We start from the raw sequence: 12,736 nt of genomic DNA, 5'->3' as shown, positions 1-12,736 counted from the left end.
GTCTGACCGCGACGGGAGATCCCGTGACGTCCCAGCCTCAGAGCGCGGACCCGCACGGCCCGGGCCGGTCCGGCGCGCCGCCCGTCCCGCCGTCCCGGGCCGACGCCGCCTTCTCCGGCATTCCCGGCCAATCGTCCGAACCCGGGCCCGTGCCGGGTGCGGAGCTGATCGTGGTCGTCGAGCGGCTGCGCGCCGAGCTGGACGCGCAGCGTCGCGAGCAGCATGCCCGCGCGGTGGTCGAGCAGGCGAAGGGCCTGCTGGCCGAGCGCCTCGGCTGCGACGTGGAGGCCGCGCACGAGCGCCTGCTGGAGCTGGCCGCCGAGAGCGCCGTCGAGCCGCCGGTGGCCGCCGCGCTGCTCCTCGGCACCTACGTGGACGTCCCCGCCGACGGCGTCCAGGGCCGTCCGGGCGGAGCGGTGTTCGACCCGTCCACCTACCTCACCCCGCCGCCGGAGGGCACGTCAGGGGACGCCGTCCAAGACGACGCGACGGCCATGGCGCCCGCCCCACGCGAGCCGGACGCGGCCGCCGCGGACGGTACGGAATTCGCCCTGCGGCCTGTCGCCCGGGTGGCCGTGCCGGATCTGTTGCCCGCGGCTCTGGCGGCGGCCCGGCATCTGGCGGCGGCGGCGTTCACCGAGGCCCGTTCCGGGGACGAGCTGGCGCAGCGGTTGGCCGAGGAGGCGCTCGGGTGGGTGGGCGCGGAGTCGGTTCTGATCACGTCCCTGGAGCCGGACGGCGCGCTGAGCGTGGCGGGCTCGCACGGTCTGCCCGCCCACGCGGTGAGCGCGTGGGCGCGCATCCCACCGCACGCCGACATCGGCCTAGTTCGCGCGGTATGTGGAGGTATGCCGCTGTGGGCGGCGGATCCGTCGGCGCTGGTGCTGGTGGGTGCGGCGGCGCGGCCGCCGGGTCCGTACTCGTGCCTGCCCCTGACGGTCGGCGGACGCGTCGTCGGCGCGGCCGAGGTCGGCTGGACGGCCGGGACCGTCCTGGACGACGGGGCGCGCCGCTACGTCCGGTCGGTGCTGACGGCGTGCGCGCGGCGGCTGGCCGAGCTGGCGCCGGAGGCGGGCGACGCGGCGGGGGCGCCGTGGCTGCGAGCGCTGCTGGACGCGATCCAGACGCCGACCGCGCTGATGTCGCCGGTGCGCGACGCGTCCGGGCGGGTGGTGGACTTCCAGGTCGACGCGGTGAACTCGGAGGCGACCGACCTGTCCGGCCGCCGTCCCACGGAGATCGTCGGGGCGCGGTTGCTGGAGACCTATCCGGGGCTGGCGGTCGCGGGGCTGTTCGCCGACTTCATCGGGGTGCTGGAGAGCGGGGCGCCGCTGCGCGCCGGGCCGCGCCCCTACACGAGCCTGAACGGCAACGGGCGCCGGGTGCCGACGACGCTGACCGTGCGGGCCTGCCGGGTCGGCGGCGGGGTCCTGGTGTCGTGGCAGTTCGACGGCGAGTCCGCCGACCTGGCCGCGCAGCTCGCGCAGGCGCAGCGGCTCGGGAACCTCGGCTGGTCGCGGTGGGACCTGACGACCGGCGAGGTGCGCTGGTCGGACCAGCTGTACACGATCTTCGGACGGTCCCGGGCGGCCGGCCCGCTGCCGCCCTCACGGCTCGAGGAGCACGTCGTCCGGGAGGACCTGCCGCGCGCCGAGCACCTGATGCGGACGCTGCTCGGCCACCGCGAGCCCGCCGACGTGGAGCTGCGGGTGCGCGTCGGGGCGGACGTCCGGCACCTGCGGGTGATGGCCGAGCCGATCCTGGACCCGCTCGGCGGGCCGGTCGCGCTCCACACGGTGTTCCAGGACGTGTCGCACCGGCGCCGCTCGGACGAGATGCTCGCGGTGGCCCGCCAGCAGTTGCAGCGTGAGCGGCAGCGGATCGCCGAGGAACGGCACATCGCGATCGAGCTGCAGCGCGCGATCCTGCCGCTGCCGCGCGGCCCGCGGACGCTGCCAGGGCTGCGGGTCGCCGTCCGGTACCTGCCCGCGCAGTCCCAGACCCGCGTCGGCGGCGACTGGTACGAGGCGACGGCGCTGTCGGACGACGAGGTGTTCCTCGCCGTCGGGGACGTGTCGGGGCACGGGCTGGCCGCCGCGGCGGCGATGGCGCGGTTCCGGAACGCGCTGTCCGGCCTGGCCTGCACGGGAGCTCCGCCGGACGAGCTGCTGACCTGGCTGAACCGGCTGGTGATGCACCGCCGGCGGTCGCTGACGGCGAGCGTGATCGCGGCCCGCTTCCGGCCGGACACGCGCACGCTGGAATGGGCGCGGGCCGGGCATCCGCCGCCGGTGCTGCTGCGCGACGGGCGGGCGCGGCTGCTGGACGGCCCGGACGGCGTGCTGCTCGGCGCGCTCGACGACCCGCCGCTGGAGCTGGCGACGCTGGAGCTGGAGCCCGGCGACGTCCTGCTCCTCTACACCGACGGCCTGGTGGAGCGCCGCGACCGCGACCTGACCGAGGGGTTCGGGCTGCTGCGGGACGCCGTCCAGCAGCGTCCGGAGGCGGGCCCGGACGAGCTGATCGAGCACGTGCTGACCGCGCTCGGCGCGGCCAATCCGAACGACGACACCTGCCTGCTGGCGATGCGGGTCACCTGAACCGTCCGAGGGGCGTGGCACGATGGCGGGCATGAGCGGGCTGATGCTTCTGGACACGCCGTCGTTGTACTTCCGCGCCTTCTTCGGGGTGCCGGAGAGCGTCAAGGCCCCCGACGGGACGCCCGTGAACGCCGTGCGCGGCCTGATCGACATGATCGCCACGCTCGTCCGCGACCGGTCCCCCGAGCGGCTCGTGTGCACCTTCGACGCCGACTGGCGGCCCGAGTTCCGGGTGCGGGCGCTGCCGTCCTACAAGGCGCACCGGGTGGCCGACGACGGCGGCGACCAGGTGCCGGACGCCCTGTCCGCGCAGCTCCCGCTGATCGACGCGGTGCTCGACGCCGTCGGGCTGGCCCGCACCGGGGTGCCCGGCTACGAGGCGGACGACGTGATCGGCACGCTCGCCGTGCGCGGCGCGGCCAAGGGCCCGGTCGACATCGTCACCGGCGACCGCGACCTGTTCCAGCTGGTGGACGACCGTCCCCCGGTCGCGGTGCTGTACACCGCGCGCGGCATCCGCAACCTCCAGGTGATGGACGAGGCGGCGGTGGCGGCGAAGTACGGCATCCCGGGCCGGGGCTACGGCGAGTACGCGACGCTGCGCGGCGACCCCAGCGACGGCCTGCCGGGCGTCCCCGGCGTCGGCGACAAGACCGCCGCGGCGCTGGTCACCCGGTTCGGCTCGGTGGAGGGCATCCTCGCGGCGCTCGACTCCGGTTCGGACGAGGGGTTCCCGGCGGGGTCCCGGCGGCGGCTGGAGGCCGCCCGCGAGTACCTGGCCGCCGCGCCTTCGGTGGTCCAGGTCGTCACCGACATCGACGCGCCGGACCTGACCGGGCTGGACGACCGGCTGCCCTCGGCGCCGCACGACCCGGAGGCGCTGCTCGCGCTGGCCGACACGTGGAACCTGGCGAGCCCGGTGAACCGCCTCCTCAACGCCCTCGGCGCCTCCAGCACGCCCTGACACCTCCGGCGCGTCTCGGGGGGTTCGTTCTTTGGTGGGACGCGCCGCTGAAAGGGCGGCGCGACGCGGGTGGGCCGGTTGACAGGATCGTCAAGACGGCGTCCCGGCCATGTCATGGGCACGTGATCCACATCACATCTCGCCGCGCCTTGCGGGCTACTCGATCTTGGGTTTCCATACGTCTGGTCGCTGTGGTCGCCGTTCAGTGAGGAGGTCGGCGCGGACCGGTGCACCCCCCGCCACGCATGACACGAGACGAGCTCCGCTCCTTACTCCCCGATCGCCCGCTCCCCCCGGCGACGGTGGAGATGCAGCGGCTCTCACTCCGGCGCGACGTCAACATCCTGCGCTGGCCCGCCGAGTCCGAGCGGCGGGAGCTGTGCCGGGAGCACGGGCTCCTGCGGCTGCTGGTCGTCGAGCGCGACCACGAACCGCCGATCTGCGCGGACGCCCGCGAGGACTGGATCCGGATGCCCGCCACCAACCGGGACTTCCAGGCCCGGATCACGGCGCTGCGCGCCCGCGGCGGCACCGGGGCCCGCCCGCACCTCGACCAGGACGGCATCCTGAGCAACGGCCGCCGCAGCGTCGCGGTCTCGCCCAGCGAGGCACGGCTGCTGGACCTGCTGATCAAGCGGTTCGGCGGGATCGCGGCGCGCGAGGAGCTGCGCGCGCACCTGTCGGAGGACGGCCGCCAGGCCAGCCGCAACGCGCTGGACCTGCACATCAAGCGGATCCGGCGGCGGGTGCGCCCGCTGGGGCTCACCATCCGCACCGCGTGGGGGCGCGGCTACGTCCTCGAGGCGGACGACCACTCCCCCGCCCGCTGACGCCCCGCCCGCCGACCTCACGCGGTGTGGCCGGAACGGGTGCGCCCGGTGAGGGGGACGGGACCGACGAGGAGGTACGCTCCCACGTGTGCACCGCCTTCTCCCGTTCGTCCAGATATGACCGAACTGAACGCGTCCGCCGGCCGGGGCGGGCCGCGCCTTGACCTGACCGGCGTGTCCAAGGTCTACGAGGACGGCACCGAGGCGCTCGCGGAGGTCGGCTTCGGCGTCGGCGACGGGGAACTGGTCGGGATCGTCGGGCCGTCCGGGTGCGGCAAGAGCACGCTGCTGCGGATCGCCGCCGGGCTGGACGCGCCGACCTCCGGGACCGTCCGCGGCACGGCGGGCCGGATCGGCTACGTCTTCCAGGACGCCGCGCTACTGCCGTGGCGGAGCGTCCGGGCGAACGCCGAACTGCTCATGGAGCTGCGCGGGACACCGCGCGCCGAGCGGCGGGAGCGGGCCGGGCGGGCCCTCGAGCTGGTCGGGCTGACGGCGTTCGCGCGGCACCGGCCCGGCGCGCTGTCGGGCGGGATGCGGATGCGGGTGTCGCTCGCCCGCACGCTCGCCGACGAGCCTGACGCGCTGCTGCTGGACGAGCCGTTCGGCGCGCTCGACGAGATCACCCGGGCCGGGCTCGGGGACGAGCTGGCCGCGCTGCTCGCGGCACGGCCCCGTCCGGCCGTGCTGGTGACGCACTCGGTCGCCGAGGCGGTGTTCCTGTCGTCCACGGTGCTGGTGATGTCGGCGCGTCCGGGCCGGATCGTCGCGCGGGTCGAGATCCCGTTCCCGCAGCCGCGCGAGAGGGCACTGCGCTCGACACCGGAGTTCGCCGAGGTCGTCGCGGACGTGACCGGCCGGTTGTACCGGGGCATGGCGGAGGCCGCCTGACATGCCGCTCGACCAGGGCGGGACGTCCGCCCGCGACACTGCCGCCGCGCCCTCCCGGGATCTTTCCGACGCAGGCCTTCGCGACCGTTCCGCCGCACGCCGCCGAGGCCGTCTTCATATGCGTGGGTGGCTTCCGCCGCTGGTCGTGCTGGTGCTGGCCATCGGCGCCTGGTACGGGGTGAGCGACCGGCTGCTCAGCCCCGAGCGCCGCTTCCTGCTGCCGCCGCCGGACGCGGTCGTCCGCGTCGGTTTCCTCAACCGCGAGAACCGCGCCGAGCTGCTCGCGGCGCTCGGCCGAACCGCCGAGGTCGCCGGGATCGGACTGCTGCTGGCGACGGTGATCGGCGTCGCGCTGGCCGTCCTGATGAGCCAGGCGCGCTGGATCGAGCGGTCCCTGTACCCGTACGCGGTGGTGCTGCAGACCGTCCCGGTGCTGGCGCTGGTGCCGCTGCTCGGGTTCTGGTTCGGGTTCGGCATGGCCAGCCGCGTCCTGGTGTGCGTGCTGGTCGCGATCTTCCCGGTGATCGCGAACACGCTGTTCGGGCTGCGCTCCACGGACGGGACGCTGGAGGACGTGTTCCGGCTGGCCCGCGCCGGGCGGATCCGGCGGCTGCTGAAGCTGCGGCTGCCCGCGGCCGTCCCGGCGATGGTGACGGGCCTGCGCATCTCGGCCGGGCTGAGCGTGGTCGGCGCGGTCGTCGGCGACTACTTCTACCAGCAGGGGCAGCCGGGGCTCGGCATCCTCATCAACGTCTACCGGGCGCGGCTGGAGTCGGAGCGGATGTTCGCGGCGGTGCTGCTCGCGAGCCTGCTCGGCCTCGCCGTGTTCTGGTTCTTCGGCCTCCTCGCCCACTGGGCGGCGCGGTGGCACGGCACGGACGGCGACCGCCGCTGAAAGCGGCGCCAACCGGAACGAACGAGGTAGGGGAACATGCGAACCAAGCGAAGCACGCGCCGAAGGCGGCCCGCCGCGCCGATCGCGGCCGGACTGGCGGCCGTGATGCTGGCCGCGCTCGCGGCGTGCTCGGACGGCGGCGGGAACGGCGACGGGGGCGGCGGCGGGAAGGCCGCCGCGGCACTGCCCGCGGCGACCGGCAAGGACGATCTGCGCGGTGTGTGCCCGGCGACGGTCACCCTCCAGATGAACTGGTACCCGCAGGCCGAGCACGGCGGGCTGTACCACCTGCTGGGGTCGTCCCCGAAGGTGGACGCGAACCGCAAGACGCTCACCGCGCCGCTGACGGTCGACGGGCACGACGCGGGTGTGACGTTCCAGATCCGCTCGGGCGGGCCGGTCACCGGGTTCCAGCCGGTGTCGACGCTGATGGCGTCCGACTCGTCCATCACGCTGGGCGTGGTCGCCACCGACGAGCAGGTCGCGCAGGCCGGGACGCACCGGCTGCAGGCCGTGTTCTCGCCGATGGACGTGAACCCGCAGATCATCATGTGGTCGCCGCAGGCGCATCCGGAGTGGAGGACCATCGCCGACGTCGGACGCGGCGGCGCGACGGTCCTGTACGCGAACGGCGTCCCCTTCATGGACTACCTGACGAGCTCGGGCCTGCTCAGGAAGTCCCAGCTGGACGGCTCGTACGACGGCTCCCCGGCGCGGTTCGCGGCGTCCGGCGGCAAGGTCGCGCAGCAGGGCTACGTCACCAACGAGCCGTACGCCTACGAGCACGAGGTGACCGCCTGGCACAAGCCGGTGGCGTTCCAGCTCGTCCATGACACGGGCTACGCGATCTATCCCGAGTCGGTGGCGATCCGGCCCGCCGACAAGGCGAGGCTCGCGCCGTGCCTGAAGCGGCTCGTGCCGATCTTCCAGCGCGCCACCGCCGAGTACATGCGGGACCCGGCGTCCACGAACACGATGGTCGTGGACGCGGTCAAGCGGTTCAACACCACCGCGGCCTACACCCCCGAGCACGCGGCGTTCGCGCACGACGCGCTCGCCAAGTACGGCATCGTCCGGAACGGGGCGAACGGGGTGCTCGGCTCGTTCGACGCGTCCCGGGTGGCGAAGGTGATCGGGCTGCTGCGGCCGCTTTCGGCGCGGAACGGCAAGGCCGTCCCGGCCGGGCTGGCGGCGGACGACCTGGTCACCAACGAGTTCCTGGACCCGTCCGTCCATCTCTGACGAGCGCGTCCGGGCGCTCCTCACGGGCGCCCGGCGGTGACCCCGTCGGACGGGGCGGTCCCCTCCTGAGCGATCGCACCGCCCCGTCCCGATGCCCCCGAATCTCCTCCGGCGGGCCGCCGCGCGGACGGCCCCGGAAAGATCTTGGACAGACGGTCAGCCGAGCCGCGCGACGCCGCCGAGGAGGGAGTCGGTGCGCGGCGAGCCGTCCTCCGACGGACGCCACCGCCAGGGGCGGATCAGCCCCGGCTCGACCAGCTCGTATCCGTCGAACAGCCGCCGGACCTCGGGCTCGGTGCGCAGCACCATCGGGACGGTCGCCCCGGAGAACCCGGAGTACCAGCCCTGCCGCTCGGGCTCGGACATGCCGTCGGCGCACAGGTGCGAGATCGTCACGTAGGAGCCGGGCGCCTGGCGCTCGCGGAACGCGCCGACGATCCGGGCCGGGTCGTCCTGGTCGGTGATGAAGTGGAAGACGGCCACGAACAGCACCGCCACCGGCTCGCTGAAGTCGAGGAAGTCGTTCAGCTCCGGATCGTCGACGATGGTCTCCGGACGGCGCATGTCGGCGGTCAGGATCCGGGTGGTGTCGTCGGCGAGCAGGGCGCGCCCGTGCACCGCCACGATCGGGTCGATGTCGACGTAGACCACGCGGGAACCCGGGTCGGCCTCCTTGGCGATCTGGTGGGTGTTGCGCACCGTCGGCAGGCCGGACCCGACGTCCAGGAACTGGCGGACGCCGCACTCCCGGGCCAGGTACTCCACCGCGCGGCCGAGGAACCGGCGGTTCTCCATCGCGGTGCTCCGCACGCGGTCCTCACCGATCGCGGTGTACAGCCGGGAGTTGGCCTCGCGGTCGATGGCGTAGTGGTCCTTGCCGCCGAGGGCCTCGTCGTACATCCGGGCGGCGGTGGGCCGGCCCAGCGGCACCTGGATGGGAACGGCGGGCCCACCGTCCGGTCGCGGCCTGCGTTCCATCGTGCCCCTCTTCCCTCATGAACCTCAGATGATCACGTTACCGAACCACCTTCGATCACGCGGTAAATGATCATAATTCCCCCCGCCCGCGCATCGCCGTCCACCCGCCCGGAGCACGGCCCGGAGCACGGGCCCCGGACGTGCGGGTCTGACGGAACGGAGGGCCTCGGATGCTCAGGGTGGCATAGGTGATGTACGGTGCCCATCGGTCGAAAACGGAAGGAAAAACCGGTGGACCTCGTATCCGACCGTCCCTCGGACGACGTCGTGCTGGAGCAGGCCCGCGCCGGCGACGAGGCGTCGTTCCTGCTGCTGGTGGACTCCTACGGCGGGCGGCTGGCCCGGCTCGCCCGCGAGATCGTCGGTCCCGCGCCGGGACGCGCCGAGACGCTGGCGCGGGAGGCGCTGCTCACCGTCACGCGCGGCGCTCCCCCGCCGGGATGCCCGTCCGCCCGCCTGTGGCTGCTGCGCGCGGTGATCGAGGCGGCCCGGACGCGCTGGCCGCTCGAGGTGGCCGTCCAGCCCGAGGACGCGGCGGGGGGCGGCCGGGACGTCGCGGGCGTTCCGCTCGGCGCGGCCGCGATCGAGGCGTTGCAGCCGGCGCTCGAGGCGATGCCGCTGCGGTTCCGGCTTCCGCTGCTGCTCGCCGACGCGGAGGGCTGCGGCGAGGACGAGGCCGCGTGGCTGCTCGACATCACCCCGTCCGACCAGCTCGTCCTCCTGAACGCGGGACGCGTCGCCCTGCGGCAGGCGGTCCCGGACCTTCAGCAGGTCGCCGCCACGCCGAACGCCGGCGGCCCGGACGGCCTGTCCGACCGCGGACGCAGCCGTCTGCTGGTCGCGTTCCGCGGCCCCCGCCGCTGACGTCCGCCGGGTCGGGCCGTCATGACCGCGGGGCGCGGGCGGGCTCGGGTGGCGCGGCCGCCGTGCGGGTCGCGGGGATGGCCCTGATCGCCAGGGCGATCGCGAGCGCCGCGGCGGCCACGGCCGCCAGCACGGTGGGGATCACTCCGGATCCCCACCGTCCGGCCGCGCCGCCGATGGCGCTCGGCAGCACGCCGCCGAGCATCGACCCCGCGATCACGTAGGACGTGACGCCGCGGGCGCCCGGCTGCTTCTCGGTCAGCCACACCAGGCCGGTCGGGAAGAGCGGTCCGACGCCGAGCCCGGCCAGGAGGTATCCAGCCGGTGCGGCGGGGCCGAGGTGCGCGAGCAGCAGGCCGAGCAGCATCACCGCGAGGGACGCCAGCAGGATCCGCTGCGCGGTGACGTAGCGGGCGATCGGGCTGATGGCGAACCGCACGCCGGTCATGGCGAGCCAGAACGTGGACGTGGCCATCGCGGCCGGTCCGGCCGTCCAGCCGAGGCCGACCAGGTGCGTGGTCTCCCAGCCGCCGATCCCGGACTCGACGCCGACGTGCAGCGCGAAGAAGACCGTGAACAGCGCGGTCACGCGTCCGGCCGCCGCCCAGGGCACGTCCCGGGACGCCGACGCCTGCCGCGGGCCGCCGCCGACGCCCTTGACGGTGCCGAGCACCGCGAGCGAGAGCAGCGCGCACAGGCCGAAGGCCCACGGGTACATGCGGCTCGGCAGCGCGCCCACCAGCAGCGGCGCGAGGACGGCCCCGACACCGAAGTTGCCGTGCAGGAGGTTCAGCATGCCCGTGCTGTTCCGGCCGTCCGTCGCGTGATACTCGATGAACAGCTCGTTCACGCCGACGTCGATCCAGCCGAACCCGACCCCGGCGACGAACGCCGCGGCCAGCGCGGCCGGCCAGGCGGGCGCCAGGGCGAAGCCCGCGCAGCCCGCCGCGATCGCCGTCAGGGCCGCGGCGAGGAACGGCCGGTTGCCGATCCGGCGAAGCCGCGGGGTGCACAGCACGCCGAGCAGCGCGCCGACGAAGTGCACCGACAGCGCGAGCCCGACCGCCCCGGACGAGAGGCCGAAGCGCTCGCGCATTGCGGGCGCCGCCGGGCCGTACAGCGCCTGGAGCACGCCGATCACGACGAACGACACGCACATCCCCGCCATCGCCGTCCGGTCGAACGACGTCGGCCCCCGGTCGCGGGCCGGCGCGGCCCGCGACACGGACGACGACGCGCTCATCGGGGCCGGGCCAGGGACGCGGGCAGCAGGAAGGACAGGTCGCTCCAGAGCTTCGCGGCGTCCTGGAACAGCAGCGCCCGCATGCCGGTGCCCTCGGCCGCCTCCACGTTCTCGACCCGGTCGTCGACGAACAGGACGTGCTCGGGCCGGGCGCCGAGAATCGCACACATCCGGTGGTAGATCTGTGCGTTCGGCTTCGCCATGCGCAGGTCGGCGCTGTACAGGCGGTGCCGGAACGCCGCAGACCAGCCCTCGCCGTCGATGACCCGCGCCAGCTCCAGCGGGGCGTTGGACAGCAGGGCGAGCCGGGCGCCGCGCGCGGCCAGCATGTCGACGACCTCCAGCGTCCCGGCGTCCAGGTCCAGCCAGGCGCTGAGGTCGAGGGCGACGAGCCGCTCCACCTCGGCCTCGGCGGCGGGACGGCCGAGCTGGAGGAACACGTTGCGCCAGTAGGCGGCGGCGTCGACGGCGCCGAGGTCGTAGTCGGCGCGGTGGTGCCAGAAGGCGGCCCAGAACGCGGCGGGATCGACGCCCGCCGCGTCCGCCAGCCGCCGCCCGGCGGCGGAGGACGGCGGGCGGCAGATCACGCCGCCGTAGTCGAAGACGATCCAGTCCACGCCCTGGTCCACGCTCCGGTCCACGGTGGTGCCTCGCTCTCGAATCGCGAGTGGGAACTTGACTTATAAACACGTATCACGTGTGATTGCACATATGGAAGGTTTGAACCGGCATCGTGAGATCATCGAACGGTTGCGGACGAGCGAGCGGGTGACCGTGGCGGAGCTGGCCGCGGCGACCGACTGCTCGGAGATGACGATCCGCCGCGACCTGGACCAACTCGCCGAGCAGGGGGTGCTCCGGCGCGTCCGGGGCGGGGCGGTGAGCCTGCTCCTGCGCGGGGAGAACCCTCCCTTCGCGCTGCGCGAGCACGAGGCCGTCGACGCCAAGCAGGCCATCGCCGCGAAGGTGGACGCGATGATCAGCGACGGCGAGTCGGTCATCCTCGACAGCGGCACGACCACGCTCGCGGTCGCCCGGCTGCTCGCCGAGCGCCGCGTCACCGCGATCCCCCTCGACCTCTACTCGCTCAACGCGCTCAGCACCGCCCCGGACGTCCGGCTGCTCGTCCCCGGCGGGCAGATGATCCCCGGCACCTGGCTTCTGGCGGGGCACCTGACCGAGGCGTCGCTCGGCGCGCTGCGCGTCGACACGGCCGTCGTCGCGGTGTGCGGCCTGTCGGCCGAGCACGGCCTGACCGCGCACGACCTGGCCGAGGTGCCGGTGAAGCGGGCGGCGATCGCGGCCGCGCAGCGCAGGATCGCGGTGTGCGACGGGTCGAAGTTCGGGCGCACCGGCCTCGGCTTCGTCTGCCCCGTCACCGACCTGGACACCGTCGTCACCGACGCGTCCGCGCCGCGCGACGAGCTGGAGAGGCTGGAGGCGGCGGGCGTCACGGTCGTCCAGGTCTGACGCCGCGCCGGGATCACCCCGGGCAGCACCCGGGGCGATCCGATGAGAGCCAGGTGGTCGTGCAGGCCGAAGCGTTCTCAGCGCTGGAGCGTCCGGGCGGGTCAGCCGAGGGGGAGCTCCTGGACAGCCAGGATCAGCGCGGCGACCAGCGCGGCCGTCCCGAGGGCGCCGAATCCCGCGCGCACCGAGCGGTTCAGCAGCAGCGGCAGGACCGCGCCCGCCACCAGGACACCCACACCGACCGCCAGCACGGACGCCGCGCCCGTGTCACTGACGTCGTCGAGGAGCCTTCGGCAGCCGTCCGCCAGCCAGGGCGCCGCCAGCACTCCGGACGCGACGGTCCGGGCGCGTCCCCGCGGCCCGCGCAGCAGCGCCCCGGACGCGCCGAAGAACGGCCCGGCCGCCACTCCGACCGCCATGTAGACGGCGAGATGCGTGGAGACCGTCCCCACGGAGACCGCCTCGAGCGTGTAGTAGCCGGCGACGAGGCCGACCTGCGCGAGCGCCCCGGCGACGGCCGCAGCACGCCACCGCCCGTGGAAGCCCGCCCCCGCCGCCGCGGCGACCAGGCCCCACGGGCCGAGGCCGTGCCAGAAGCCGAACCAGGCCGGGGAGTCGTTCAGCCGTTCCAGCCCGAACGTGAGCGCGCCCGCCCCCGCGCCCGCCAGCGCGGCGGCCAGGAACGCGAGGGCGGTCACCCGGCGGGCGGGAGAAGGGCGGGGTTCGGCGTCGACGGCCTGGTCGGCGGGGAGCATGGCC

The 12,736-nt window shown here is 74.5% G+C and carries 12 protein-coding genes; 8 read left to right on the top strand and 4 right to left on the bottom strand.

Features of this window, described 5'->3' with window-relative positions; genetic code table 11:
* The first annotated feature begins 23 nt into the window (after window positions 1-23).
* From AB0L06_RS18945 to AB0L06_RS18920, 6 genes are all read left to right on the top strand, one after another.
* The gene (locus tag AB0L06_RS18945) at window positions 24-2,600 is read left to right on the top strand and encodes a SpoIIE family protein phosphatase (RefSeq protein ID WP_500232320.1); all 2,577 of its coding nucleotides are present in this window, start codon (window positions 24-26) and stop codon (window positions 2,598-2,600) included.
* Window positions 2,601-2,631: 31 nt separating this feature from the next.
* Window positions 2,632-3,564, top strand: a complete 933-nt coding sequence (locus tag AB0L06_RS18940) for a 5'-3' exonuclease (RefSeq protein ID WP_500232319.1) — start codon at window positions 2,632-2,634, stop codon at window positions 3,562-3,564.
* 308 nt (window positions 3,565-3,872) lie between these two features.
* On the top strand, window positions 3,873-4,394 hold the full coding sequence (locus tag AB0L06_RS18935) for a helix-turn-helix domain-containing protein (RefSeq protein ID WP_500232318.1): 522 nt from the start codon (window positions 3,873-3,875) through the stop codon (window positions 4,392-4,394).
* Between the two features lie 117 nt (window positions 4,395-4,511).
* Complete coding sequence (locus AB0L06_RS18930) at window positions 4,512-5,285, top strand: ABC transporter ATP-binding protein (protein WP_500232317.1); 774 nt, start codon at window positions 4,512-4,514, stop codon at window positions 5,283-5,285.
* A 118-nt stretch (window positions 5,286-5,403) separates the two neighbouring features.
* Window positions 5,404-6,180, top strand: coding sequence for an ABC transporter permease (locus tag AB0L06_RS18925; protein WP_500232316.1), 777 nt, complete (start codon window positions 5,404-5,406; stop codon window positions 6,178-6,180).
* A 36-nt stretch (window positions 6,181-6,216) separates the two neighbouring features.
* On the top strand, window positions 6,217-7,422 hold the full coding sequence (locus AB0L06_RS18920) for a nitrate ABC transporter substrate-binding protein (protein ID WP_500232315.1): 1,206 nt from the start codon (window positions 6,217-6,219) through the stop codon (window positions 7,420-7,422).
* Between the two features lie 156 nt (window positions 7,423-7,578).
* Here the strand turns inward: AB0L06_RS18920 and AB0L06_RS18915 are convergent, their stop codons facing one another.
* Window positions 7,579-8,400 (bottom strand): SAM-dependent methyltransferase, encoded by an 822-nt coding sequence (locus AB0L06_RS18915; protein WP_500232314.1) that lies wholly within the window; start codon window positions 8,398-8,400, stop codon window positions 7,579-7,581.
* A gap of 231 nt (window positions 8,401-8,631) precedes the next feature.
* Between AB0L06_RS18915 and AB0L06_RS18910 the strand changes: the two genes are divergently transcribed.
* Complete coding sequence (locus tag AB0L06_RS18910; RefSeq protein ID WP_500232313.1) at window positions 8,632-9,264, top strand: RNA polymerase sigma factor; 633 nt, start codon at window positions 8,632-8,634, stop codon at window positions 9,262-9,264.
* Window positions 9,265-9,283: 19 nt separating this feature from the next.
* On the opposite strand, the gene AB0L06_RS18905 is transcribed toward AB0L06_RS18910, so the two are convergent.
* The gene (locus tag AB0L06_RS18905) at window positions 9,284-10,507 is read right to left on the bottom strand and encodes an MFS transporter (protein ID WP_500232312.1); all 1,224 of its coding nucleotides are present in this window, start codon (window positions 10,505-10,507) and stop codon (window positions 9,284-9,286) included.
* A complete protein-coding gene (locus AB0L06_RS18900; protein ID WP_500232311.1) occupies window positions 10,504-11,148 on the bottom strand; it encodes an HAD family hydrolase in 645 nt (214 codons plus the stop codon). The genes AB0L06_RS18905 and AB0L06_RS18900 overlap by 4 nt, the downstream gene beginning before the upstream one ends.
* Before the next feature lie 70 nt (window positions 11,149-11,218).
* On the opposite strand from AB0L06_RS18900, the gene AB0L06_RS18895 reads away from it, so the two are divergent.
* A complete protein-coding gene (locus AB0L06_RS18895) occupies window positions 11,219-11,977 on the top strand; it encodes a DeoR/GlpR family DNA-binding transcription regulator (protein WP_500232310.1) in 759 nt (252 codons plus the stop codon).
* Between the two features lie 101 nt (window positions 11,978-12,078).
* Here the strand turns inward: AB0L06_RS18895 and AB0L06_RS18890 are convergent, their stop codons facing one another.
* Complete coding sequence (locus AB0L06_RS18890; protein WP_500232309.1) at window positions 12,079-12,732, bottom strand: DUF6518 family protein; 654 nt, start codon at window positions 12,730-12,732, stop codon at window positions 12,079-12,081.
* Between the last annotated feature and the right edge of the window lie 4 nt (window positions 12,733-12,736).

This window comes from Spirillospora sp. NPDC052269, assembly GCF_040679435.1.
Taxonomy (GTDB): Bacteria; Actinomycetota; Actinomycetes; order Streptosporangiales; family Streptosporangiaceae; genus Spirillospora.
This window is presented reverse-complemented; position numbering and strand designations above follow the sequence as displayed.